This window comes from Yersinia sp. 2553 StPb PI, assembly GCF_052217105.1.
Lineage (GTDB): Bacteria > Pseudomonadota > Gammaproteobacteria > Enterobacterales > Enterobacteriaceae > Yersinia > Yersinia enterocolitica_E.
In genome coordinates, this window is the sequence record NZ_JAZGPX010000002.1 from 2,839,313 (window position 1) to 2,864,351 (window position 25,039).

The window sequence follows — 25,039 nt, forward strand, 5'->3', positions numbered from 1 at the left end:
ATGTTTGAGCAGGGTCTCAGGTGTGGAGCACTCCTTACCTGAGTCATAAAACAACCCTTGCTGTCAGCAAGGTGAACGAAGGGTTTATCGTGCCCCGAGGATTTAGCGGCTCATGTCGTTACCGCCTCGACGCCCCATATTCCCTTCGTTCCGCGTTATCCGCCCCCGTGGCAAGACATTTTCTGCCTAACAGCAGTAACAGGAGCATTTATGAAGCGCGATGTGGTCATTGTTTTAGATTGCGGCGCAACTAATATCCGGGCGATCGCAGTCGATCCTCAAGGTGTGGTGGTGGCGAAAGCTGTGATGCCGAACCACAGCCAACCCGATCCGGCTAATCCGCAATGGCAGTTGTGGCCGCTCGATGGCATCTTGCACAGTTTCGCTCAGTGTTGCCGCCAATTACTGCCACAGATTCATCAGGATAAGATCCATGGCATGACTGTTACTACCTTCGGCGTAGACGGTGCATTGGTGGATGCCAACGGCAAAATGCTGTACCCCATTATCAGTTGGAAATGCCCACGTACCGTGGCGGTGATGGAGAGTATCTCCCGCTATATGTCTGCAGAAAAGTTACAACAAATATCCGGTATCGGTCAGTTCAGTTTTAACACCTTATACAAGTTGATTTGGCTACAGGAAAATCGACCCGATTTAGTTGAACAAGCCCATGCCTGGCTGTTTATTTCATCTTTAATCAACCATCGCCTCACCGGGGAATTTACCACCGACCGCACCATGGCTGGCACCAGCCAACTGTTGGATGTCAAACGTGAGCAATTCAGCAGCACGATTTTACAAAAGATCGGTATTCACGCTGATTTATTCCCACCGATGGTGGCCGCCGGTGAAATCATTGGTCAGCTACTGCCAGATATCGCCGCTGAGTTAGGGTTACCCGCGGGTTTGCCGGTGATATCAGCCGGTCACGATACTCAGTTTGCACTATTTGGTTCGGGTGCTGATTTGGATCAACCGGTACTGTCATCCGGTACCTGGGAAATCCTGATGGTTCGGACCCCAAAAGTGAATACGACACTATTGCCACAATTTGCCGGTTCCACTTGTGAACTTGATAGCTGCCCAAGGTTGTTTAACCCAGGTTTGCAATGGCTAGCTTCAGGGGTACTGGAATGGGTGCGGCAGTTGTATTGGCATAACGAAGCCAGTGCCGAGGTCTACCAGCAAATGATTAGTGAAGCTGAGGCTATCGTACCTGGGGCAAACGGCATACGTATGAATTGCAACCTACTGGGCAGTGCTCAGCATCATCAATCGGGCGGCTGGCAAGGGGTCTCGCTGGCGGCGCGGCGCGGGCATTTTTACCGTTCTGCGTTGGAAAGCCTTACCTGGCAGTTAAAAAGCAATCTGTCATTACTCGAAGAGATTGGTGAATTCCGTACCCGCGAACTGCTGCTGGTTGGTGGTGGTAGCCGTAATACCTTGTGGAACCAGATCAAAGCCGATGTGCTCAATCTGCCCATCAAAGTAATTGATGAAGCTGAAACCACGGTTCTGGGGGCGGCGTTGTTTGTCTGGAGTGGCACTGGCTATTACCGCAGTGCTGAACAAGCGCGGGAGCAGGTCAATTACCGCTATCAATACTATCAGCCAGGCGAGCAACAACCGCTTTATCAGGCACTGAGCGACAGCCCATATCCCATTACTGAAGGAGCCATTCATGCTTAAAACCATTTCGCCATTACTGTCACCACAACTGCTAAAAACGCTGGCAGAGATGGGGCACGGTGATGAAATAATCTTTTCGGATGCCCATTTCCCAGCGCACGCGATTGGAAAAAACGGTGGCCCGTTGGTGATTCATGCCGATGGTTTATCTGTTAGCGCATTGCTAGCGGCCACTATTCCGTTATTTGAACTGGACAGCTACGCACCACCATTGGTAATGATGGCCGCGGTGGCAGGCGACACCCTTGATGCCGCGGTTGAAAAACGCTATTTACATGCCCTGTTTGGTAGCCAGGAAGCGTTGCCAGTGGAACGTATTGATCGTTTTGCGTTTTATCAGCGCGCTCAGCAAGCCTATGCCATCGTCATCACCGGAGAGACCGCCAAATACGGTAATATTCTATTAAAGAAGGGGGTGACGCCTGTTTTTTAAACCCGTGATCACGTAACCTCATCCCTTTAGCCATGTACTCTTTGTTGGTATTAACCGATGTGTTGGTATTAACCAATATATTAATATCAATCAATGTATACATGGCTTTGCTGACGGAGAGGATCATGAAAGCATCTCGTCACCAGAAAATCCTGCAACATATCAAACAGCATGAAACGCTGACAACCGCAGATCTGGCTCAGTTACTTGAGGTCAGCCAAGAGACCATTCGCCGTGACTTGAACGAGTTACAGGCGCAAGGGCTGATCATCCGCCAGCACGGGCGCGCCAAAAGCATTAAGCGTGCCACCAAAGACAGCGGCGATCCTTTCACCACCCGGCTAAAAAGTCACCTATCCAGCAAAGCCAGCATTGCCGACCATGCCCTGTCACTGATTGACAGTGGCATGGTGATCGCATTGGATGCCAGTTCCACCTGCTGGTATTTAGCCAAAAAGCTGCCCGATATCGATATAACGGTGTTTACCAATAGTGTACGGATTTGCCAGGAATTGGTGAAACACCAAAATATTGAGTTGATCAGTGCCGGTGGTCGCTTACAACGTAAATATGCCTGCTACGTTAATCCCGCACTCTTTTCACTGCTAAAAACCATCGAAATTGATCTGTTTATTTTCTCGTGCGAAGGTATTGATGCCGACGGCACCTTATGGGATTCAAACCCGTTTAATGCCGAATTCAAGACCATGCTGTTAAAACGGGCCACGCAATCCATCTTACTGATCGACAAAAGTAAAATGTGCCGAACGGGAGAGGTAAAAATCGGGACGCTGGATGATGTAGAACAGGTCATCTCCAATGTCGATGCAGAGTAACTGATGGCGCAGACTTGCTCTACGCCACTAAGCTGCCATTCACCTTACTGACCGTAATAGGCTTTTGCGCCATGCTTGCGCAGATAGTGTTTATCCAACAATGTTTGCTGCATATTAGCCACCGCAGGCCGAAGTTGATGAGTAAACAGGTTCATATAAGCAATTTCTTCCAGCACTACCGCGTTATGCACCGCACTGGCCGCATTGCTACCCCAGGCAAACGGGCCATGACCATTGACCAAAACCGCCGGTATTTCCCCCGCACTTAACGCCTGATGGGCAAAGGTTTCGACAATGACATTGCCGGTTTCATACTCATAGTCGCCAGCAATTTCGGCATCAGTCATAAGGCGGGTGCATGGGATGGGGCCATAGAAATAATCAGCATGAGTGGTGCCTAATGCTGAGAGCGACTTACCCGCCTGCGCCCAAATGGTGGCATGGCGAGAATGGGTGTGGACAATACCACCTATTTCGGGAAAGGCCCGGTATAGCACCAGATGGGTATCGGTATCGGAAGACGGTTTTTTATTTCCCTCCACCACCTTACCGCTTGCCAAATCCACCACCACCATGTCATTCACACTCATGGCCTCGTATTCAACACCAGAGGGCTTAATTACCACCAACCCGAGCTCACGATCAATACCGCTGACATTACCCCAGGTAAAAGTCACGAGTTTATATTTTGGTAATGCTAAATTAGCGTCAAAAACCTGTTGTTTTAACTGTTCTAACATGATGCTACCTCATGAAATAATATTCAGTACGGCAATTAACAATCACCAATAACGCACATGATGTCGTTAGATTATTTAATGGCCGTGATTAAACAAGCAACTCGCTATAAATAGCCATCATTGGTAATGAGCTTAATAAATAAGAAAACTGTTAATTAAAAATAACCAACTTAAATCCGTCATTCAAAATCTATTCTTCAGCCCAGGCTTTATCTATCCCCAAAAATAATATCTAGCTGCAAACTAACCTAACTCTATTTATCGCTAAATTAAAGAGGATGAAAGGCGAGTTAATCATCAAACAAAAAGAATCGGTTGAATTCGGTCACAAACGGGCATTATTGTCATGCCCGAATGTGTGTTTTTATTACCAGTATTGACCATTCGTAAGGCAAAGAAGCCCTTAACATGAGGCATGAATCACATTATTTATGATAATTAAATGAATAACATATTAATATATGTGATTCTCACCACACAATCTCAGAGGAAAACACCCCTTAAAGCAATACTTGAATTCAGTCACTGTATAAACAGCAGATAAATACCAATATATCATCATCGTATTTGAAGCCGCAGACGTGCTACCTGCAATACCAACAACTTCAGGTATAGCAGCATGAGTGCTACGGGTGCTTTTTAGCATTAAGCGCTAAGACAATTTTTGAGGTAAATATGTTACAAGCCGAACGCTATAAAATCATCTGTAGCCATGTGCAGCAGCAAGGCTCGGCGCTGGTAACTGAGTTATCGGTATTATGCCAGGTTTCGCAAGAAACTATTCGCCGTGACCTGACGGTGCTGGAAAAAAAGCAAAAACTGATCCGTAGCTTTGGTGGCGCGGTGGCACTGGATGGCCCTGATCTCTCCGTCATTGATATTAAAGAGACCCACTACAGCCTTAATGCTATTGATCGGGCCGAATCCTTCCGTAAACGTACGGAGGAACACCCTGATACTAAAATGAAAATTGCTAAAGCAGCATTACAATTTATCCATCCGGGCGACTGTATTTTACTGGATAACAGTAGCTCTTGCTGGTTTCTGGCACGCCAAATCCCAGACATTGAGATTACCGTCGTCACCAACTCAGTGAAGATTATCCAGGCACTGGCCTGCCGTGACAAAGTGCGCATCATTGGTATTGGCGGTGAGTATTCTGCCCGCCATGATGACTTCCATGGTCCGGTGGCGGAGAATGCTATCCGCAATTTCCAGATCAATACTTTTTTCTTCTCTTGCCAAGGGATTAATCAGGAAAGTGGGGTGCGTGATGGCAACGACATTAACGCCAAGTTAAAACAAGTTATGTTACAAGTCTCGGGCCAAAAAATATTATTGGCCGACTCTAGTAAATTTGACCAGTATGCATTTTGTAAAATATGCATGTTAGATGAAGTCGATATTCTTATTACTAATAGATTAAGTTCGCAAAACTATCGCAGTGACAATCCAAAATTAAATATTATTGAATCAGATAAATAACAAAATTATTCATCGGAATAATAGCGTCAACACCAGTGAAACAGTCACACAATAAGAATAAGCCAAGCTGCTTTGTTTTCTCTCTTTATATATACAAAGCAGGACGTCTTGATGCTTTCTAAAATTGTTCTTTCAGAGGATTTAATAATGAAAAAGTTAATCTTACCCTGCTTAATAACCACATTAATTGCTTCCCATGCCGCTTGGGCGGATGACAGTAAAGTGCCACAAAAAGCCAATAAACCATTCACTATGGGGGTAGTGGTTAAAGTGGGGGGTATTCCTTGGTTCAATGTGATGGAACAGGGTATTAAAGCAGAAGGTCAGGCTCTCGGCGTCAATGCCTGGCAAGTCGGGCCAACCACCGCAGACCCCGCCGAGCAAGTTCGTGCTATTGAAGACTTGATTGCCAAAAAAGTCGATGTGATTGGTGTGGTGCCAAATGATGCCAAAGTGCTGGAGCCAGTACTGAAACGGGCGCAGGAAGCAGGCATTAAAGTCATTACTCACGAATCACCAGGCCAAATCAATGCCGACTGGGACTTTGAGCTATTAGACACCCAAAGCATGGGCGCTAACCATATGAAAGATATGGCGCAATGCATGGGTGAGGAAGGCAAATATGCCATGTTTGTCGGTAGTTTGACTGTGCCACTGGTGAATGAGTGGGCCGATGCCGCGATTGCTTATCAAAAAGCACATTATCCAAAAATGCTCCTGGTTGAAGACCGTTTCGGCGTTGCTGAGTCGGTGGATGACTCCATGCGTACCGCCAATGACTTGCTCTCTAAACATAAAGATCTAAAAGGTATTATGTCCTTCGGTTCACAAGGTCCGATTGGCGCTGGCCGCGCGATTGATAAACGTAAGAAAAACGACACCACCTGCGTATTCGGTACCTTTACTCCGGGTCAAGGTATCAAGCTGTTAGAGAAAGGTGCGATTGATGGCGGTTATATTTCCAATCCAATGGTGGCCGGTAAGGTATTCGTGCAGGTAGCCACCGCCATGATGAACGGCGAGCCAATTAAAGACGGCGTCAAACTGGGCGATATGGGTGAAATCAAAACCAAGGGGAATACCATCCTCAGTGATAACCCGGAAAAACTGGATGTAGAAAACACCAAGCGTCTGGTCAAACTTGGTCTGTAAACACAATCCAAACTAAAAAACAGCGCCGGGCACTGCTCGGTGCTTATTTCGGCCCGCAGCATTGAGGCCGTTTTCCGGGGAACAGCACTATGACTAATATTTCTGATGCTGATAAAGGAGTGCCGCTTATCACGCTAAAAGAGCTATCAAAAAGCTTTGGCGGACATCAGGCACTCAAAAATATCACTCTGACGTTGAATAAAGGTGAAGTGCACTGTTTAGCTGGGGCCAATGGCTGTGGCAAAAGTACGCTGATAAAAACCATCAGTGGTGTGTATGCCCCTGATGACGGTAGTGAAATTATTATCGACGATAAATCGTACCCGCGTTTAACCCCTGATCGCGCTCGCGATTTGGGGGTGCAGGTTATCTATCAAGACTTGTCGCTGTTCCCTAACCTGACGGTGGCGGAAAACATTGCTTTCGAATACAACCTGAAAGGTTACTTCGGTTGGTTTAGCAAAACCAAACTCAAACAGAAAGCTTGCCAGGTTTTACAAGAATTGGCCTTTACCATCGACCCCGATGCGCTGGTACAAAACTTACCTATTGCTCAACGTCAGCAGGTTGCTATTTGTCGCGCATTGGTTGCTGATGCCCGTTTGGTGATTATGGATGAGCCAACTGCGTCTCTCACCCGAACAGAAGTGAATCAGTTGCTGCGCACGGTGAATTACCTGCGCGACAAGAACATCACCGTGGTGTTTGTCAGCCACCGGTTGGATGAAGTGAAAGAGATTTCGGACCGAATTACCGTCATTCGTGATGGCGAGAAAGTGGGAACCTGGCCGGCAAGCACTCTTTCCGTGGGGCGGATTACCGAGCTGATGACCGGTTTAACCATTACCCATGAGCAGAAATTACCGAATGCCGAACTGGGCAAAGTGGTATTGCAGTTAGATAAGCTCAGCCGCAAAGGGCAGTTTGAGAATATTTCCTTTAGTCTGCATCGCGGTGAGGTGCTAGGGCTTTGTGGCTTGCTCGGGGCCGGGCGCACAGAACTGGCGTTGAGTCTATTTGGCATCACCCACCCTGATAGCGGCGAGATTGCTATTGATGGCAAACCGGTTCACATCAAAGATAATACCCGCGCCATCGAGCTGGGGATTGGTTACGTCTCTGAAGACCGCCTGACACTCGGCGCCGTGCTACCGCAATCGGTCGCCGACAACATGATGCTGTCAATATTGCAACGTATTCGCACCCCGCTCTACCTACTTGATGAAACGAAAAAAGCGGCGCTGGTGCAGGAATGGGTAAAAGATTTAGACATTAAAGTCACCAACCCCGATAACCCACTGTCAACATTATCCGGCGGTAATCAGCAAAAAGTGGTGCTGGCCAAATGGATTCTGACCAAACCGAAAGTACTGATTCTTGACTCCCCTACCGTGGGCGTCGATATCGGTGCGAAAGACAGTATTTACAAGCTAATTCACCGCCTATCAGGTGTCGGTATTTCGGTACTGCTTATCTCCGACGAAGTGCCAGAAGCCTATTACAACTGTGATCGCATCCTGCATATGAAACAGGGGCGCATCGTCAATGAATTGATCCCGAATCAAATGACTGAGCAACAGCTTGCGGAGGCCATCAATGCCTAATATCAGCAGACTCAAACCGCAATCCGTTGAAGGGTGGCTAGCCTGGGTTATCGTCATTATGCTGGCCCTGTTCTCCCTGCTTAGCAGTGAGTTTCTGTCCATTCAAAACCTGCTGGATCTGACGGAAAGCTATGCCGTCACCGGCGTCTTTGCCCTCGGGCTTTTTGTAGTACTGGTGACCGGCGGTATCGATATTTCCTTTGCTGCCGTGGCCTCGGTGGTGCAATACGTGGTGGCATCACTGCTACTCAATGACGTGATTGCCAGCCCGCTATTGTGCCTGGTTATCGCTATCTCCATCGGCGTGTTGCTCGGTTTCGTTAATGCGATACTGATTTACTATCTAAATATCGTTTCCATCATTATCACCATCAGTATGCAATCGGTACTGTTTGGCATCCTGATGTGGATAACCAACGGCCACAGTATTTATGACTTGCCGGACTGGTGGATAACCCAGCGATCCATTCTGCCCTTTAGCGTTGATGGCGAGAGTTACCAAATTGGCTTGCCGCTGGTCATTATGCTCGCTATTGCCCTACTCACCTGGCTGCTACTGAATAAAACTCATATTGGTCGTCAATTATATGCCGTCGGCGGTAGCCCTGAATCCGCGCGCCGTATCGGTATTCGCGTGTCACTGCTTTATCTGTTCGCCTATGGCTATTTAGGGGCAACGGCAGCAATCGGTGGCATGTTGCAGACCTACCGAATGAGTGAGGTGGTACCAAGTGCACTGGTGGGCGGCGAGTTGGATGTTCTGGCCGCAGCCGTGTTAGGGGGTGCCAGTTTGTCTGGTGGGCGCGGCTCGGTGGTTGGCACACTGATGGGCGTCTTCCTCATTGGTATTCTGAAAAATGGCCTCAACCTGATCGGCGTTTCCAGTTACTTCGTCAACATTGTGATTGGCGTGGTGATCGTCGCCGCCATTTGCGTCACCCATTACAAGAAACGCAAAGAAACTGATGTTGGCTTTGTCTGACAGGGGCTTTTTATGAAAAAGAACACGTTTTTCCATATCGACGGCACCATCTCCGGTTTACTGAGTATTTGCTGTCTGGCAACACTGGCTTTCAGTCTGGCTATGCCCGGTCACTTCTTTACCACGAACACCTTTTTGAGCATCGCTTTCCAATTGCCGGAGTTAGGGCTGCTGACCTTTGCCATGTTTGTGCCGATGCTCAGCGGCGGGCTAAATCTGTCCATCATCGGCACAGCTAACCTCACCGGCCTGTTTATGGCCTGGTTGCTTATTCAATATGTTCCGGCGGATGCCAGCACCGCGACACAATTGATGTGGCTGGTGATTGCCCTGTTGGGGGCGGCGCTGATTGCCGTCATTATCGGCACGCTAACCGGGCTGATGATCGCTCGCATCGGCGCGCACCCGATTCTGGTGACATTGGGCAGCATGACCATTATTAGCGGGATCGGTGTTTATCTGACCAAAGGGGCCGCACTCAGTGGTATGCCGCCCATTGTGCGCAGCATGGGATCAGAGGTGGTGATGGGCATCCCTATCCCGATGATTATTTTTGTCGTCGCCTCACTGCTGTTGGCACTGATATTAGGTAAAACACGGCTAGGTAAAACTATCTATATGTGCGGCAGTAATATCAACGCCACCTGGTTCAGTGGTATCCGTACTGACCGCGTGATGATTGCTATCTACTCCATCTCCAGCCTGTTATGTGTGTTAGCCGGCCTGATTATGATGTCGCGTTTTAACTCAGCACGCATGGGATATGGCGACTCTTATCTGTTACTGACCGTGTTGGCTATCGTGCTGGGTGGGACCAATCCGTTCGGCGGAGTAGGGAAAGTTAGCCATGTGTTTTGTGCGCTACTGGTATTGCAGGTCATCGCCACCGGCCTGAGCCTACTGGGTGTCAGCCTGCACTTCAATCTGGCGGTTTGGGGGATCACGCTTATCTTCGCGCTGGCCTTTAAGTTCTTCAAAGAGAAATGGAAAGCCAAACGTGCCATGAAAAATAACCGATTGAAAAATTTCAGTAAGATGGCCATAGGGAAAACAGAATAATGCGAATTCACCCATTAGGAATCTATGAAAAAGCACTGCCTGTGGGCACCAGTTGGGTTGAAAAGCTGGCGGTAGCAAAGTCCTGCGGTTTCGACTTTGTCGAGATGTCGGTTGATGAAAGCGACGAGCGGCTGGCCCGGTTAAATTGGAGCCGCGAGGAGCGCATGGCAGTTATTAGCGCTATCCAGCAAACCGGGGTGAGAATTCCAACACTGTGCCTGTCGGCACATCGCCGCTATCCCTTTGGCAGCCGTGATGCTGCCACCCGTGAGCAAGCACACACTATCATGTTGCAAGCCATCCGGCTGGCGCAAGATCTGGGTATTCGCACCATTCAACTGGCGGGTTATGACGTTTATTACGAGCCACAAGACAGCGAAACCATCCGCCGTTTTGAACAAGGTATGGCATGGGCAGCACAGCAGGCAGCGGCGGCACAAGTGATGTGTGCGGTAGAGATCATGGACACACAGTTTATGAATTCCATCAGCAAGTGGAAGGCGTTGGACCGCAAAATTGGCTCGCCGTGGTTTACCGTGTATCCCGACATTGGCAACCTCACCGCCTGGGGCAATGAAGTGGATACTGAACTGGCAAGTGGCATTGACCGAATTGCGGCTATCCATCTGAAAGATACTTTTGCCGTCACCACAGATTGCCCTGGTCAGTTTCGTGATGTGCCCTTCGGTGAAGGCTGTGTCGACTTTGTTAGTCTGTTTAAAACCCTGCGGCGTCTGAACTATCGCGGCACCTTTCTGATTGAAATGTGGACCGAGAAATCAGCCGAACCGTTGCTAGACATCATCCATGCCCGCCACTGGATTGAAGACAAAATGCGGCTGGCTGGTTGGGGTAACGATACCTTACCGGCTGCATGCTAAGGAGCCATAATGAGCCACTATTTTCTCGGCATTGACCTTGGCGGCACGGTAACCAAGGCCGGGATTTATACCGCCGAAGGGTGCGAAATTGCGGTTACAGAGCAGGCTTTGCCGGTGCTTAGCCCACAGGTAGGGTTTTGTGAGCGCAATATGGAAGCACTATGGGCGGCGACTTGCCAGGTTATCCGCCAGACCCTCAATAATGCGCAGGCGGTGGCTGGTGTGGCGGCCGAGCAAATTCACGGCATCAGCTTCTCTGCTCACGGTAAAGGATTGTATTTGGTAGATAAACAGGGCCAACCGGTGCGCCATGGCATTGTTTCTTCCGATTCCCGCGCGCAAACTTTGGTTAGCCGCTGGCAAAAAGAAGGCAAAGCAAACCAAGCTTATGCACTCAGCCTACAACAACTGTGGCCATCCCATCCGGCAGCCCTACTGCGTTGGCTTAAAGAGAACGAACCGGAAAACTATCACCGCAGCGGTTATGTGTTAATGGCACATGACTATATCCGCTATCGCCTGACAGGCGAGTTCACCATTGAAGAGACTAATATCTCTGGCAGTAATCTTTATAACCAATACAGCGGCAATTTTGATCCGCAACTGATGAAGATATTCGCCATTGAGGAAGTCGCCGAGAAAACCGCACCGATTATTGGCTCTGCGGATCTGGCAGGCTATGTCAGTCAACAGGCGGCACAGGCCTGTGGCTTAAGACCCGGTATTGCGGTATACGGTGGTATGTTTGATGTAGTCGGTGCGGCGTTAACCTCCGGCTTGCATGATAGCCACCAGCTCAGTGCTGTGGCAGGAACCTGGTCAATAGCTACCCGGGTATTCGAAGGCGTACAGCCATCTGACTACCCTTATGTGTGGGGGAAATATTGCATCCCCGGTACCTACTTTGTTCACGAAGGCAGCCCAACCTCCGCCAGTAATCTGGCGTGGTTTGTACAGCAATTCCTACCAGATTTGCCCGACAGCTATCAAACACTCAATCAATGGGCTGAGTTGGGTTATGCGAAGTCGGAAGATTTGCTGTTTTTCCCGTGGCTATACGGCTCCAATTACAGTGCCAATCTTAGCGGCGGTCTGTTAGGGCTGAGCGGGCACCATACTCGCCAGGATATTGTTTACGCGATTTATCAGGGGATTGTTTTTTCGCATCTGTTGCATCAGGACCAGATTCTGGCGCTGGGCGATAACACCGACTGCATCCGTTTCAGCGGCGGCCCCACTCACTCGGCCATCTGGATGCAAATGTTTTGTGATGCCAGTAATTTGCCATTAGAAATTGTCGATATTCAGCAATCCGGTTGCCGGGCTGCGGCCCTGTGTGCGGCAGTGGGAAGCGGCTATTATCGCGGTTTTGAGGACGCCATCACTGCCAGCCCGCCGCCTATCACTCGCCTGCTACCCAATGCTGAAAAACACCAGATATTGAGAGCGCGTTTTGACAAGTTTAAGTGCATTGCCGAGGCGTTAAGCAGAGTCATGTAGTTGCATCACAGGCAGAATTTAGTGAAAAACACAATAACATCATCAAGTTATAGCCAAAATAATTGGAGTTACAGGTAGGCAGCAAGAAAGCGAATCCCGATGAGCTGACATAAGTCAGTGATTCGGGTGAGTGAACGTAGCTAACACTCCGGCAGTTTCAAGTATGAAGGATATAATAGTGTCCCACCATCATCCTGCCAGAACCACCGATAAGTGCGGAAAATGAGATCCACCCTTTATAAAGAGGGTGGAGCCGTCGCCTCGCACTGACAATCTATAGTAAAATTCTTGTTAAAGTCATACTAAAAAATATCGGCTTGGTTCTTCTATCGATTACTAACGATTGTTTCTGTTATCGAACGCTTTCGCTAACTGATGTTGAATGTGAGAAAAATATGTCAAACAAACCGTTCCACTATCAGGATCCCTTCCCGTTAAAGGAAGATGATACTGAGTATTACCTTGTCAGTAATAATCACGTCTCGGTTACCCAGTTTGAAGGCCACGACATGCTAAAAGTCGAGCCAGAAGCCCTGACCCTCCTCGCCCAACACGCTTTCCACGACGCCTCATTCCTGCTACGCCCCGCTCACCAAAAGCAAGTTGCCGCTATTTTGGATGACCCAGAAGCGAGCGAAAATGACAAATATGTTGCTCTGCAATTCCTGCGTAATTCGGAAATTTCCGCCAAAGGGATTTTACCGACCTGTCAGGATACCGGCACCGCAATTATCGTCGGCAAAAAAGGCCAACGTGTTTGGACCGGTGGCAATGACGCAGAAGCCCTGTCACGCGGCGTGTATAACACCTTTATTGAAGATAACCTGCGCTACTCGCAAAACGCGGCGCTGGATATGTACCAAGAAGTGAACACCGGCACCAACCTGCCAGCACAAATTGACCTGTACAGCACTGAAGGCGAGGACTACAAATTCCTGTTCGTCACCAAAGGTGGTGGCTCAGCCAACAAGACCTATCTGTATCAGGAAACCAAGGCGCTGCTGTCTCCGGGCAAGCTGAAAGAGTATCTGGTCGAGAAAATGCGCACCTTGGGTACCGCGGCCTGCCCGCCATACCATATCGCCTTTGTGATTGGTGGGACGTCGGCTGAAAGTACCCTCAAGACCGTCAAATTAGCCTCAACCAAATATTATGATGGTCTGCCGACTGAAGGGAATGAGCACGGGCAAGCTTTCCGTGATACCGCGCTGGAACAAGAGCTACTGGAAGCGGCACAGGACTTAGGTTTAGGCGCGCAGTTCGGCGGCAAATACTTTGCTCATGATGTGCGGGTGGTGCGTTTGCCACGTCATGGTGCATCCTGCCCTGTCGGGATGGGGGTCTCCTGCTCTGCCGACCGTAATATTAAAGGCAAGATTAACCGCAAAGGGATTTGGCTGGAAAGGCTAGAGCAAAACCCAGGGAAATATATTCCTGAGCATTTGCGCCAGAGCACCGAAGGCAAAGTGGTTAAAATCGACCTTAACCGCCCAATGGCCGATATCTTAAAAGAGCTGTCTCAGTATCCGGTATCAACCCGCCTGTCACTGAGTGGGACGATTATTGTTGGCCGTGATATTGCCCATGCAAAATTAAAAGAACGGTTGGATAACGGTGAAGGTTTGCCGCAATACATTAAAGATCATCCGATCTACTACGCCGGGCCGGCCAAAACGCCAGAAGGTTATGCATCAGGCTCCCTCGGGCCAACCACCGCGGGCCGCATGGATTCCTACGTGGACCTCCTGCAATCCCACGGCGGCAGCATGATCATGCTGGCAAAAGGCAACCGTAGCCAGCAAGTGACCGATGCCTGTCACAAACACGGCGGCTTCTATTTGGGCAGCATTGGCGGCCCAGCCGCAGTATTGGCACAAAACAGCATTAAGAGTCTGGAGTGTGTGGAATATCCTGAACTGGGTATGGAAGCCATCTGGAAAATTGAAGTGGAAGACTTCCCAGCCTTTATCTTGGTAGATGATAAAGGTAATGATTTCTTCCAACAGATCCAGGCATCAAGATGTAACCGCTGCGGTTAACATTAAAATCCAACCTCGGTGGTTTCGCCGGGGTTGGATTTATTACAAATAAAAAGTTTACAAATAAAAAATTTACAGATAAAAAGCAGATAAAATTTCGAATAGTTTTTAAGCACCCCACTGGTGCAATTTATTAACCTCCGCCATTCTCTTCACTATGCTCTACATGGATAATCTCGCCATTTTGCTTTTCATCATCCACAGTTAGCGCCCCCCACCAGCCCCAAACGAATGAACCATTTACGTGCAACGTAAAGCCCTGATTTAGTGCAACGAATTTCAATTTTACTATTTGATTTTTATTGGAAATTCTTCGTTGACAATAACTCTGATTACTTTTTATAGTGACCCTGACTTCTCCGCAAGAACGCCAACGTTGTCGGCTTGTGGTTATGGCAATAGAGCCCTCGCAATGTCATCTGACTTTGCCGGGCTTTTTTTTTGGCTTTTTTTCAGACCCACTTTTTTAACCAATATCAGGGGTACTTATGTCCAGAATAAAACGGTCAAGAATAAAATGTCATTACGCTGCGCTCTCAATCGCGCTGGCAACTGCATTTGCCGTGACCTACTCAGGTATGACGATCGCGGCAGAAAAACCGGTGAAAATTGGTTTATTGGAAGATGCTTCCGGTAACTTTGCTTTGCCGGTTATTCCCAAAATTCATGCTACAGAACTGGCAGTAGAAGAAATCAATGCCAAAGGCGGCATACTCGGACGCCCAATCGAGTTGGTCAAATACGATACGCAATCCGATAACACCCGCTTTCAACAAATGGCTCGCCGCTTAATTAAAAATGACAAAGTAGATGTGATATTCGGGGCGTTTTCCAGTGCCTCACGCGAAGCTATCCGCCCGATAATGGACCGTGAAAAGCAGCTCTACTGGTATAACAATCAGTATGAAGGCGGCGTGTGTGACTCCAATGTTTTCGTCACCGGCGCCGTGCCTGAACAGCAGTTCTCAACCCTGATCCCATGGATGATGGAGAAGTACGGCAAAAAAGTTTACACCATTGCTGCCGACTATAACTTCGGGCAAATCTCAGCTGAATGGGTACGCAAAATTGTGGAAGAGAATGGCGGCACCATGGTGGGTGAGGAGTTTATTCCGCTGAGTGTTTCGCAATTTGGTCAAACCATTCAGAACATCCAGAAAGCCAAACCTGATTTCGTGATGACTTTGCTGGTCGGAGCGAACCAATCTTCTTATTACGAGCAACAAGCCGCAGCAAAATTGAACTTGCCGATGGGGAGTTCAGTTAACGTCGGCCAAGCTTATGAGCACAAACGCTTTAAAGCCCCGGCACTGAAAGATATGTATATCACGGCTAACTACATTGAAGAGGTGGATAGCCCCGCCAGTAATGATTTCAAACAGCGTTTTCACGCCAAATTCCCGAATGAACCGTACATCAATCAGGAAGCGGCCAATGCCTACGACGCAGTTTATCTGTACAAAGCGGCGGTAGAAAAAGCGGGCAGCACCGATATGGACGCGGTGCGTAAATCACTGGAAAGTGGTGATATCTGTACTGATGGCCCTTCAGGAAAAGTCTGTATCGATCCGAAAAGCCATCATTTGAGCCACACCATCTATCTGGCTCATGTCAAAGATGACCACTCAATCGAGATCCCGAAAGTGTGGGCCGATATCAAACCGTATTGGTTGGGTGAGGCCGGTTGTAACTTGCCGGTGAAACCGGATAACAGCCAATACACACCATCATCTCCGCCGAAAAAGGCCTAAACCACGCTAATGACAAAGCTATTGATAGCTTGGTGAGTGAAGGGGGGACCACACCTCGGGGCGCTCCGGTGGCTTACGCACTTGTATTTGAAACTAAGAGCGATCCCAGCGGCACGTTTCCCCTTCATTTGACTTTGTCAGCAGTTTGAACGGGCTATTTTATAGGGAAGTCGCCGCTTGAGCGGGCTTCCCTGTGTTATCCATTTTCAATAGTGTCAATCAGGACACCAGGGATTGCCAAACGATGTTAACGCTATCCTTTCTCTATTCGGTGATTTATCAGTTTGGCGATAACTTCGCCTATCTGGTGCTGGCAGCACTAGGGCTGGCGGTTATTTTTGGCATGATGGGCGTGATAAATCTGGCACATGGCGAATTCATTATGTGTGGTGCTTATGTCACCATCCTGATGAACAAAGCAGGCTTGCCACTGCCTTTTGCCATGCTCGCCGGTACCTTAGCGGCGGCGTTCTTCGGCGGGGTGGTCGAGCGCCTTGTGGTGCGCCATCTCTATGGCCGTTTGTATGATTCGGTGGTGGCGACGTGGGCTATCAGCCTGATTGTGCAGCAAAGTATGTTGCTGATCGCCGGTCCATCACTGGAGGGATTGTCTACGCCTTTCGGCTCTTTCACCCTTGGCGAATACTCGTTTGCCACTTACCGCGCATTACTGCCCTTTTTCGCCATTGCCATATTAATGGTGCTCTATTGGCTGTTCTTCCACACCAATTACGGCGTCTGTGCCAGAGCTACCATTCAAAACGCCCGCATGGCCTCCTGCCTGGGGTTAGAAACTGATCGTATTTATACCCTGACATTCGCGCTGGGCGCAGGGCTGGCGGGGCTCGCAGGGGCCATTTATGCCCCGACGCTAACCGCCGTACCCACCATGGGCAGCAGCTTTATTGTTCAAGCCTTTGTTTCGGTAGTGGTCGGTGGCGCCAATGTACTTGTTGGCACCATTCCTGCAGCGATTGCCTTAGGTGCGATACAAACCGGGCTGAACTCCTGGTATGGGCAACTGGCGGGGCAAATTGGCTTACTGGTCACCGCTGTCTTGGTTATCCGCTTACTGCCTAACGGTATTGGCAGCCTGTTTACCCGTAACCGCTAGGAGCCTAATGTGACAATGACCTCTGTTAATTTATCGACGGTGAAGCAACGCACGCCCTCCACCACTCGGCTGGCGGCAATGTTAATTCTGGCCGGCGCACTCGCGCTGCCGTTAGTGGTCGATAGCGCCATGATAGGCGACTTCTCCTACTTCCTACTCTGGACCTTCTGTGCCATCGGATTGGCCGCAATGTGGGGGCATGGCGGCATTTTATCTTTCGGGCAGACCGCCTTCTTTGGCCTTGCCGGTTACACCTATGGCGTGATGACGCTGAATTTTGGCGATGGGGTACTCTCCACCTGGTCGGGGCTGGTCATGGCACTGCTAGTGGCTGCCACCGTGGCGGCGGCACTGGGCTATCTGATGTTTTACGGCGGGGTGACCGGTATTTTTATCGGCATTGTGACGCTCTCTTTCACGCTGGTATTGGAAACCTTTATGTCCCAGACCGCAGGCCCGCAATGGGCTATCGGCAGCGCGCGACTGAATGGGTTTAATGGTATGTCAGGTATGCCGCCACTCTCCCTACCGTGGTTTGGCGGCGAATTACTGACACTGGAAGGCAATGCGTTCTACTACCTGATTATCGTGCTGCTCGCGGGGGTTTATTGGGCTGTTCGGCGCTTATTGCGCTCCGATTTTGGCCTGACACTGGCCTCTATTCGTGAGAACCCACGTCGGGCAGAAATGCTCGGTATTGATATCCGCCGCTACCAATTACTGGTGTTCGTGCTGGGTGGCGTGCTCTCCGGGTTATCCGGCGCACTTTATACCCTGTGGGGTTCTTACATTACCCCCTCTTCCATGGGGCTAACTGCCGCCGCGATGCCGGTTATCTGGGTAGCGACCGCTGGGCGTAAAAACATTTTCGGCACGGTGGTCATCACAGCCCTGCTGGTGTGGTTATCCCAATGGTTGGCTATCTATGGCAGCGAATACGCCATGATCCTGCTGGGGGCCATTCTGCTGTTTGTCGTGCTGGCCGCCCCTAATGGTCTATTACCTTGGCTGGCAGAAAAAATCACCCGCTTATCTGCCGCACGTCAGAAGAAAGGGGAATCGCTATGAATCAGGCATCACAGGATCTGATCCTCGAAACCCGTGGGCTGAGTAAGCGCTTCGGTGGCATTCAGGTTATCAATAAGGTCGATTTGCAAATACGTCGCGGTGAAGTGCGCTGTGTCATTGGCCCGAATGGCGCCGGTAAAAGTACCTTTTTCAAATTACTGACTGGTGAACATACGCCAAGTGATGGGGATATCCGTTTCTTCAATCGTCGGCTGAATACTTTAGCCCCCTTCCAGCGCATCAGGATGGGCATGAGCATTAAGTTTCAGATCCCCGGTATTTTCCCTGAATTGACCGTTGAGCAACATTTGCAATTATCACTCAGCCACTTACGCCCAGAGGTTCGCTCACAAGCGGTCAGTGTCGATGAGCTACTCGAGCGCTTTAAGCTCAGCTCTGAATACCATCAGTTGGCCGGTAACTTGTCTCACGGCAAAAAACAGTGGCTGGAAATTGCGATGGCCGTGTCGCTGCAACCGACGTTGCTAATGCTTGATGAGCCAGTGGCAGGCTTATCTATTGATGAAACCTATCTCACTGGTGAGCTGATTAAGCAGATGCAGAGTGATGGTCTGACGCTGATGGTCGTGGAACACGACATGACATTCGTGCGCCAGATTGCCTCACAAGTCACGGTCCTCCATGGCGGGCAGGTTTTTGCTGACGGCAATGCCGCCGACGTGCTGGCCCGTGAGGATGTGGCGGATATCTATTTGGGGAAAGCGGTATGAATAACGTGGTGTTGCAAATAGAGGGGCTGACCGGCGGTTATGGCGGTGGGCAAGTGCTTAATGGCGTAACACTGCAACTGCACGCCGCAGAAGTCTTAGGTTTGATTGGCCGCAATGGGGTGGGGAAAACCACACTGATGCGCACTTTAATTGGTGCGGTACCGACGAAACAAGGCAGCATTTTGTTGGGCGAGACTGACATCACCCTAGCCTCACCGCAGCGCCGTGCCCGCTTGGGGATTGGTTACGTCCCGCAAGGACGTGAAGTGTTTGCTGGTCTGACGGTGGCGGAGAACCTGCAAGTCGGCATGCAGTTTGTACGAGAACACCGTGAGTTTGCTAAAGACTTGCTGGAGCGGGTGCTGGATTACTTCCCCATCTTGCGCCAAAGACTCAAACAAAAAGCCGGCACCATGAGTGGCGGCGAGCAACAACAATTGGCTATCGCCAGAGCCTTGGTCGGCTCACCCAAAGTATTACTGTTGGATGAACCCTCGGAAGGTGTTCAGCCCTCTATCGTCAATATCATTGCCGATACTCTGGTGCGCATTGCCCGCGAACTGCATGTGGCAGTGATTCTGGTTGAACAGGATATCGCAATGATCCAGCGGGCCGCACAACGGTGCGCAGTGATGGACAAAGGCCAAATAGTAGAAAACCTGACCCAACAACAACTTTCTGATGATCTTTTAATGCGCCGTCATCTGGCTTTGTAACCGGATGCCGCTATACCCTAAATAGTTCGAGCTTCAGGAAAGTGGCAACGAAACCAACCCAATTAGTTTAGATAAATCAATATATTGGGTGAGTGATGGCAGCCAGCGCACATGCAGCTTGAAGTATGACGAGTATATTACGTGGAGAATTGCTAATGAAATGGCTGGAAGAATCAATCATGGTCAAACGCGGTGTCGGTGCTGGACGTAAACCGGTGACCCATCATCTGACCGAAGAGATGCAAAAAGAGTTTCACTATACTATCGGCCCCTACTCAACACCGGTGCTGACCATTGAACCCGGTGATCGGGTGATTGTCGATACCCGCGATGCCTTTGAAGGTGCCATTAGCTCAGAGCAAGATATTCCGAGCCAACTGCTCAAAATGCCCTTTCTCAACCCACAAAATGGCCCGATCATGGTCAATGGTGCCGAGAAAGGGGATGTGATCGCAGTTTATATCGAATCCATGTTGCCGCGTGGCGTTAACCCGCACGGCATCTGTGCGATGATCCCCCATTTTGGCGGGCTGACCGGAACAGATCTAACCGCCATGCTCAATGACCCACTACCAGAAAAAGTGCGCATGATTAAGCTCGATAGCGAAAAGGTCTACTGGAGCGAGCGCCATACCCTGCCCTATAAACCCCACATTGGCACCCTAAGTGTGTCGCCAGAAATTGACTCAATCAATTCACTCACGCCGGATAATCACGGCGGGAATATGGATGTCCCGGATATCGGGCCGGGGAGCATTACTTATCTGCCGGTGCGCGCCCCCGGAGGACGCCTGTTTATTGGTGATGCTCATGCCTGTCAGGGGGATGGGGAGATTTGCGGCACCGCGGTGGAGTTCGCCTCAATCACCACCATCAAAGTGGATTTGATTAAGAACTGGCAACTCTCCTGGCCACGAATGGAGAACGCCGAAACCATCATGAGTATCGGCAGTGCGCGCCCGTTAGAGGATGCCACCCGTATTGCTTATCGCGACCTGATTTACTGGCTGGTGGCCGATTTTGGCTTCGAACAGTGGGATGCCTACATGTTACTGAGCCAATGCGGCAAAGTGCGGCTGGGCAACATGGTCGACCCGAAATACACCGTCGGCGCGATGCTTAACAAAGAACTTTTAGCGCAGTAAAAACAGCTAGCACAGTAAAAATTCTAGACCCTAAATAATTCGAGTTGCAGGAAGGCGGCAAGTGAGTGACAAATCGGTCAGGAACCAATTTGAACGCTGTTTGCAGCGGCCTCGCAGAGGCGAGGCCCAGTAACGAGGGCAGCCAACACCCCTGCAGCTTGAAGTATGACGGGTATTCATCGAGTTTGGATAAGCAGGTGCCTATGAGTTCAGATACACCGGTCAACATTGGCTTACTGTACTCCTTCAGCGGTGTGACGGCGGCACAAGAGCTGTCGCAATGGCGGGGAGCAACACAGGCTATTGCCGAAATTAACCAAAATGGCGGCATCAACGGCAGGCCACTGAATGCGATTCATTTTGACCCACAATCTGACGATACGCAGTTCCGTGCCTTGGCCGAACAATTGATCGTCGAACATGAGGTTAATGTGATTTTTGGCGGCTACACCTCCAGTAGCCGTAAAGCCATGTCACCCATCGTCGAAAAGTACCGTCGGCTGCTGTTCTACTCACAACTGTATGAAGGCTTTGAGTTTTCGGAGAATATCTTTTACGGCGGCGCGGCACCTAATCAAAACTGTGTACAACTGGCGGACTATCTCACCGGGCAGTTTGGCGCGCGGGTTTATTTGATTGGCTCCCGTTATATTTACCCTTATGAATGTAATCGCAACATGCAGGAGTTAATTCTGCAACGCCACGATGGCGCGGTTATTGGCGAGCGCTATTTAGATCTGAATGCACCTTATGAGGCGTTTCTGCCCATCATTGAGGAGATAACCAAAAAGCAGCCCGACTTCATCTTCAGTACCGTGGTAGGTCAAACAGTCCCCTTTTTGTATCAGGCTTATCAGGCTGCGGGGCTGGATCCTGGCCGCATGCCAATTGGCAGCTTGAATACATCAGAAACCGAGATTGCCATTATGGGGGCACAAGTGGCACAGGGCCATTTCAGTTCAGCTCCCTATTTCCAAAGCATTAGCACCAAAGCAAATCAATCAGCACTTAAACAATTCCATCAACAATTCGGGCCGGAACTCACCACCGACATGAATTGGGAAGCCACTTACAGCCAGGTGCATCTGTTTGCCAAAGCCATGGCAGAATGCGGCAGCGACCATATCTTCCCGCTGTCTGCCGCACTGCGTGGGAGCCAATTTGATGCCCCTCAAGGCCGCATTCGTATTGACCCGCTGAATCAACATACCGGACTGTATCCACGCATTAGTATGGCGAATGAGCATGGGCAATTTACCGTCGTGCAGGAGTCTCGCCGTATCGTCGAACCCGACCCCTATATGACTAATCAGATTCAGGGCGATTGGGTCACGAAGTTAACGACCGTGGGGTATCCACATGCGACCTAGCGATAGCAGAATCAGTGCAACCGCCCTATTACTCAGTCGTGGGATCCGTTGTGTGGTGTTACATCCCGACGACGAAGACGGTGCCACCCTCACCAATCATTTACGCCGAATGGGGTTTAAGGTTCAGGCTTTCTGGCCTATCCCTGAGCAACTCCCCGCCGATACGGATCTGATTTTCTATGCATTACAGTCAGATAACCCGGAACCAGATGTGTCATGGCTCAACCCTAACAAACATGCCCTGATAGCAGTTATTACCTATGAAAATCCGACATTTATTGATCAAGCACTCAATATGGGCGCGGGCACCTCGATAACCACTCCCATTCGCGCCTCAGGCTTATTGTCAGCCATGGTGTTTGCTTTACACCATGCCCAACAGCAGCGGCTGATGAGTGATCGAATCGAACGGCTGGAGAAAAAAGTGCTGGGGGTTCGCCAGGTCAGTGAGGCCAAAGCGATCCTGATGCGGATGCACAGCATTGGTGAAGAGCAGGCTTACGACATCCTGCGCCATCAGGCCATGGATAAGCGCATTACCGTCGAAGAGATCTCGTGCGCATTGATTCAAGCCAACGATATTTTCTCTTGGACCACACCAGCGGCTGCCAATCACCGGAAGAATTGAGTTTAATTGCCGCTATATGCCGAACCTAAAATTTATTATTTATGAGGATCATCATGTCGATAACGCCTTTTCTTGCAGCCGCAATTCAATTTGAACCCTTAATGTTTGCCAAAGAAGCGAATTTGCGTCAGTTACTGGCATTGGTAGAACAGGCGGCACAGAAAGGTGCTCGTCTGATTACCACGCCAGAAATGGCGACCACCGGTTACTGTTGGTTTGATCGACAAGAGATTGCGCCCATGGTCGAAACCGTCCCCGGTGAGAGCACCGCTCGCTTTGCGCAACTGGCGCAGCGTTATCAATGCTATATCGTCTTAGGGATGCCAGAAGTGGATCCGCAAACAGCGCTGTATTACAACAGTGCAGTACTCATCGGGCCGCAGGGGGTGATTGGCTGCCATCGCAAAAGCCACCCCTATATTTCAGAGCCTAAATGGGCTGCTGCGGGTGACGTCGGGCATCAAGTGTTTGATACACCGCTGGGACGTATTGGCATGCTGGTGTGTATGGATATTCATTTTCCCGAAACGGCCCGTCTGCTGGCACTGGATGGCGTTGATGTCATTTGCCATATCAGCAACTGGCTGGCAGAGCGCACTCCGGCCCCTTACTGGATCAGCCGGGCCATGGAAAATGGCTGCTATCTGTTGGAAAGCAACCGCTGGGGATTAGAGCGCGGCGTGCAATTTAGCGGTGGCAGTTGCATCATTGAGCCTGATGGCAACATTGCTGCGGTGGTGGATGGCGGCGATGGGATTGCTTATGCCGAAATTGACATCAGCCGTAGCCGTCAGCGTCAAGTGTTAGGCGAGTTAGTGTTTGACCAGCGCCGCCCTGACTATTATCACGCGCTATTAAGTGACAGTTTTTTGTGGAACCCACAGGATTTCTTTGGGCTTTACGGGCAACGGCCGTTGCCGCCCGGTAAGCAGAGCCGGATCACGGTAGCGCAGTTCTCCCCAACAGAACGGGTGGAGGATAATTTGGCAGCAATTACCGCCCTGACAGAAGAGGCGGTGTTACAGCAAGGCAGTGAGCTTATCGTGTTCCCGGAGTTATCCCTGACCGGTTATCTCGCGGGTGCGGTTCAGGCCCAAACATCAGAAAGTCCCGCGGTGCAGGCGCTGGCTCGTCTGGCTATAAAGTTACGGGTATATCTGGTAGTAGGAATGGCCGAAAAACAGCAAGATAAGTGCTACAACACCCAGATTCTGTTGGGGCCGGAGGGGGTCATTGGCACCTATCGGCAAATACATCTGTCTCGAGCACATCAAGCGTGGGCTAGCGCTGGGGAGCACTGGTGCGTATTTGATACTGCGCTCGGAAGGGTCGGATTGCTACTGGGCCATGATGCACTGTTGCCCGAATCAGCGCGTATTTTGGCCCTGATGGGATGCGATATTATCGCCTGTTCCGCCGCACTTCCTGCGGGGTTCACTGCTGCGCATGCGGGCAGTGTCGTGGTGCAAAATTATCCGATTCCAATGGGAGCCGACCCGCTACACTGGCACTTATTCAGAACCCGCGCGGGGGAAAATAATCTTTATTTGGCCTTTGCCAATGCTGTCGATGACCTCAATCAGCAAGGAGGATATAGCGGAATATTCGGGCCGGAAACCTTCACTTTCCGACGTCTTGAGCGGCTGCTGTGGCAAGAAACGCAAGCCGTAACACAAACCATTAATACCGCGTCTCTCGCCGGCAGCCCCTACCCAACCAATGTCGTGCGCCGTAAAGATCTGGTCACCATGCGCCAGCCCCATCACTACAAACCGTTACTGAATTAGTCCCTTTCCCTGACTAACCTCGGATAAGTATTACCGGGGTTAGTGCTATAACCGCGCCATTTTGCACATATGTGCAAAACCAACCATATCACACAAAATAAAAATGTGATCACAATCCAAATTTTGTCGTCAAGATCGTTGCGGCACACAAAAACCCTATTTCAATTTATTTAATATAAATCAATTCATTAAATATGAATGCACATCTGTGCGATAACTAAAGTGGGTAATAGCGCTTGAATTGGTTTTTTATGGAAGATATTGAGAGTTATTCGTTATATTGTGCTTTTGACTTCAAAAATGGAAAGTGATTATATCAAGCCATA

21 protein-coding genes are annotated in these 25,039 nt (G+C 49.8%); 20 read left to right on the forward strand and 1 reads right to left on the reverse strand.

The window, feature by feature from the left end:
• Positions 1–210 precede the first annotated feature (210 nt).
• The 3 genes from fucK (at position 211) to fucR (ending at position 2,961) form a co-directional block, all read left to right on the forward strand.
• Positions 211–1,692 (forward strand): L-fuculokinase, encoded by a 1,482-nt coding sequence (gene fucK / locus V2A84_RS14590; protein ID WP_083160289.1) that lies wholly within the window; start codon positions 211–213, stop codon positions 1,690–1,692.
• Positions 1,685–2,125 carry an L-fucose mutarotase gene (gene fucU / locus V2A84_RS14595; protein ID WP_083160291.1) on the forward strand — a complete coding sequence of 147 codons (441 nt, stop codon included), beginning with the start codon at positions 1,685–1,687 and terminating at the stop codon, positions 2,123–2,125. The genes fucK and fucU overlap by 8 nt, the downstream gene beginning before the upstream one ends.
• A 101-nt stretch (positions 2,126–2,226) precedes the next feature.
• The gene (fucR, locus tag V2A84_RS14600) at positions 2,227–2,961 is read left to right on the forward strand and encodes an L-fucose operon activator (protein WP_372558101.1); all 735 of its coding nucleotides are present in this window, start codon (positions 2,227–2,229) and stop codon (positions 2,959–2,961) included.
• 44 nt (positions 2,962–3,005) lie between these two features.
• Here fucR and V2A84_RS14605 read toward each other — a convergent pair whose 3' ends face one another.
• Complete coding sequence (locus V2A84_RS14605; protein ID WP_083160295.1) at positions 3,006–3,701, reverse strand: L-ribulose-5-phosphate 4-epimerase; 696 nt, start codon at positions 3,699–3,701, stop codon at positions 3,006–3,008.
• Positions 3,702–4,376: 675 nt separating this feature from the next.
• Here V2A84_RS14605 and V2A84_RS14610 point away from each other — a divergent pair.
• The 17 genes from V2A84_RS14610 (at position 4,377) to V2A84_RS14690 (ending at position 24,713) form a co-directional block, all read left to right on the forward strand.
• Positions 4,377–5,186, forward strand: coding sequence for a DeoR/GlpR family DNA-binding transcription regulator (locus V2A84_RS14610; RefSeq protein ID WP_005181936.1), 810 nt, complete (start codon positions 4,377–4,379; stop codon positions 5,184–5,186).
• A 147-nt stretch (positions 5,187–5,333) separates the two neighbouring features.
• Positions 5,334–6,338, forward strand: a complete 1,005-nt coding sequence (locus V2A84_RS14615; protein ID WP_083160297.1) for a substrate-binding domain-containing protein — start codon at positions 5,334–5,336, stop codon at positions 6,336–6,338.
• Positions 6,339–6,427: 89 nt separating this feature from the next.
• Positions 6,428–7,942 (forward strand): sugar ABC transporter ATP-binding protein, encoded by a 1,515-nt coding sequence (locus tag V2A84_RS14620; RefSeq protein ID WP_083160299.1) that lies wholly within the window; start codon positions 6,428–6,430, stop codon positions 7,940–7,942.
• On the forward strand, positions 7,935–8,924 hold the full coding sequence (locus V2A84_RS14625; protein WP_083160301.1) for an ABC transporter permease: 990 nt from the start codon (positions 7,935–7,937) through the stop codon (positions 8,922–8,924). Before V2A84_RS14620 ends, V2A84_RS14625 begins: the two co-directional genes overlap by 8 nt.
• A gap of 12 nt (positions 8,925–8,936) precedes the next feature.
• The gene (locus V2A84_RS14630; protein ID WP_083160303.1) at positions 8,937–9,983 is read left to right on the forward strand and encodes an ABC transporter permease; all 1,047 of its coding nucleotides are present in this window, start codon (positions 8,937–8,939) and stop codon (positions 9,981–9,983) included.
• Positions 9,983–10,864, forward strand: a complete 882-nt coding sequence (locus tag V2A84_RS14635; RefSeq protein ID WP_083160305.1) for an L-ribulose-5-phosphate 3-epimerase — start codon at positions 9,983–9,985, stop codon at positions 10,862–10,864. Before V2A84_RS14630 ends, V2A84_RS14635 begins: the two co-directional genes overlap by 1 nt.
• Positions 10,865–10,873: 9 nt before the next feature.
• Complete coding sequence (locus V2A84_RS14640; protein WP_372568721.1) at positions 10,874–12,364, forward strand: FGGY-family carbohydrate kinase; 1,491 nt, start codon at positions 10,874–10,876, stop codon at positions 12,362–12,364.
• A 395-nt stretch (positions 12,365–12,759) separates the two neighbouring features.
• Positions 12,760–14,403: a class I fumarate hydratase FumA gene (gene fumA / locus V2A84_RS14645; protein WP_083160309.1), complete on the forward strand. Its 1,644-nt coding sequence runs from the start codon at positions 12,760–12,762 to the stop codon at positions 14,401–14,403.
• A gap of 584 nt (positions 14,404–14,987) precedes the next feature.
• Positions 14,988–16,154: an urea ABC transporter substrate-binding protein gene (locus tag V2A84_RS14650; RefSeq protein WP_019080392.1), complete on the forward strand. Its 1,167-nt coding sequence runs from the start codon at positions 14,988–14,990 to the stop codon at positions 16,152–16,154.
• Between the two features lie 244 nt (positions 16,155–16,398).
• Positions 16,399–17,268, forward strand: a complete 870-nt coding sequence (locus tag V2A84_RS14655; protein WP_005181910.1) for an ABC transporter permease subunit — start codon at positions 16,399–16,401, stop codon at positions 17,266–17,268.
• Between the two features lie 9 nt (positions 17,269–17,277).
• Positions 17,278–18,336: an ABC transporter permease subunit gene (locus tag V2A84_RS14660; protein WP_083160311.1), complete on the forward strand. Its 1,059-nt coding sequence runs from the start codon at positions 17,278–17,280 to the stop codon at positions 18,334–18,336.
• The gene (locus V2A84_RS14665) at positions 18,333–19,067 is read left to right on the forward strand and encodes an ABC transporter ATP-binding protein (protein ID WP_083160313.1); all 735 of its coding nucleotides are present in this window, start codon (positions 18,333–18,335) and stop codon (positions 19,065–19,067) included. The genes V2A84_RS14660 and V2A84_RS14665 overlap by 4 nt, the downstream gene beginning before the upstream one ends.
• Complete coding sequence (locus V2A84_RS14670) at positions 19,064–19,783, forward strand: ABC transporter ATP-binding protein (RefSeq protein WP_083160315.1); 720 nt, start codon at positions 19,064–19,066, stop codon at positions 19,781–19,783. Before V2A84_RS14665 ends, V2A84_RS14670 begins: the two co-directional genes overlap by 4 nt.
• A gap of 155 nt (positions 19,784–19,938) precedes the next feature.
• A complete protein-coding gene (locus V2A84_RS14675; RefSeq protein ID WP_004389165.1) occupies positions 19,939–20,928 on the forward strand; it encodes an acetamidase/formamidase family protein in 990 nt (329 codons plus the stop codon).
• A 203-nt stretch (positions 20,929–21,131) separates the two neighbouring features.
• Positions 21,132–22,298, forward strand: a complete 1,167-nt coding sequence (locus tag V2A84_RS14680) for a transporter substrate-binding domain-containing protein (RefSeq protein ID WP_442848931.1) — start codon at positions 21,132–21,134, stop codon at positions 22,296–22,298.
• Positions 22,288–22,926, forward strand: a complete 639-nt coding sequence (locus V2A84_RS14685; RefSeq protein WP_083160319.1) for an ANTAR domain-containing response regulator — start codon at positions 22,288–22,290, stop codon at positions 22,924–22,926. The genes V2A84_RS14680 and V2A84_RS14685 overlap by 11 nt, the downstream gene beginning before the upstream one ends.
• 53 nt (positions 22,927–22,979) lie before the next feature.
• Positions 22,980–24,713: a nitrilase-related carbon-nitrogen hydrolase gene (locus V2A84_RS14690; protein WP_442848932.1), complete on the forward strand. Its 1,734-nt coding sequence runs from the start codon at positions 22,980–22,982 to the stop codon at positions 24,711–24,713.
• The last annotated feature ends 326 nt before the right edge of the window (positions 24,714–25,039 follow it).

Excerpts from the sequence above, each read along its gene's own strand:
- V2A84_RS14690 (WP_442848932.1), top strand. The coding sequence starts at position 22,980 with ATGTCGATAACGCCTTTTCTTGCAGCCGCAATTCAATTTGAACCCTTA.
- V2A84_RS14605 (WP_083160295.1), bottom strand. The coding sequence starts at position 3,701 with ATGTTAGAACAGTTAAAACAACAGGTTTTTGACGCTAATTTAGCATTA.
- V2A84_RS14610 (WP_005181936.1), top strand. The coding sequence starts at position 4,377 with ATGTTACAAGCCGAACGCTATAAAATCATCTGTAGCCATGTGCAGCAG.
- fucR (WP_372558101.1), top strand. The coding sequence starts at position 2,227 with ATGGCTTTGCTGACGGAGAGGATCATGAAAGCATCTCGTCACCAGAAA.
- fucK (WP_083160289.1), top strand. The coding sequence starts at position 211 with ATGAAGCGCGATGTGGTCATTGTTTTAGATTGCGGCGCAACTAATATC.
- V2A84_RS14620 (WP_083160299.1), top strand. The coding sequence starts at position 6,428 with ATGACTAATATTTCTGATGCTGATAAAGGAGTGCCGCTTATCACGCTA.
- V2A84_RS14680 (WP_442848931.1), top strand. The coding sequence starts at position 21,132 with ATGAGTTCAGATACACCGGTCAACATTGGCTTACTGTACTCCTTCAGC.
- fumA (WP_083160309.1), top strand. The coding sequence starts at position 12,760 with ATGTCAAACAAACCGTTCCACTATCAGGATCCCTTCCCGTTAAAGGAA.
- fucU (WP_083160291.1), top strand. The coding sequence starts at position 1,685 with ATGCTTAAAACCATTTCGCCATTACTGTCACCACAACTGCTAAAAACG.
- V2A84_RS14665 (WP_083160313.1), top strand. The coding sequence starts at position 18,333 with ATGAATCAGGCATCACAGGATCTGATCCTCGAAACCCGTGGGCTGAGT.
- V2A84_RS14615 (WP_083160297.1), top strand. The coding sequence starts at position 5,334 with ATGAAAAAGTTAATCTTACCCTGCTTAATAACCACATTAATTGCTTCC.
- V2A84_RS14670 (WP_083160315.1), top strand. The coding sequence starts at position 19,064 with ATGAATAACGTGGTGTTGCAAATAGAGGGGCTGACCGGCGGTTATGGC.
- V2A84_RS14685 (WP_083160319.1), top strand. The coding sequence starts at position 22,288 with ATGCGACCTAGCGATAGCAGAATCAGTGCAACCGCCCTATTACTCAGT.
- V2A84_RS14675 (WP_004389165.1), top strand. The coding sequence starts at position 19,939 with ATGAAATGGCTGGAAGAATCAATCATGGTCAAACGCGGTGTCGGTGCT.
- V2A84_RS14625 (WP_083160301.1), top strand. The coding sequence starts at position 7,935 with ATGCCTAATATCAGCAGACTCAAACCGCAATCCGTTGAAGGGTGGCTA.
- V2A84_RS14655 (WP_005181910.1), top strand. The coding sequence starts at position 16,399 with ATGTTAACGCTATCCTTTCTCTATTCGGTGATTTATCAGTTTGGCGAT.
- V2A84_RS14640 (WP_372568721.1), top strand. The coding sequence starts at position 10,874 with ATGAGCCACTATTTTCTCGGCATTGACCTTGGCGGCACGGTAACCAAG.
- V2A84_RS14635 (WP_083160305.1), top strand. The coding sequence starts at position 9,983 with ATGCGAATTCACCCATTAGGAATCTATGAAAAAGCACTGCCTGTGGGC.
- V2A84_RS14630 (WP_083160303.1), top strand. The coding sequence starts at position 8,937 with ATGAAAAAGAACACGTTTTTCCATATCGACGGCACCATCTCCGGTTTA.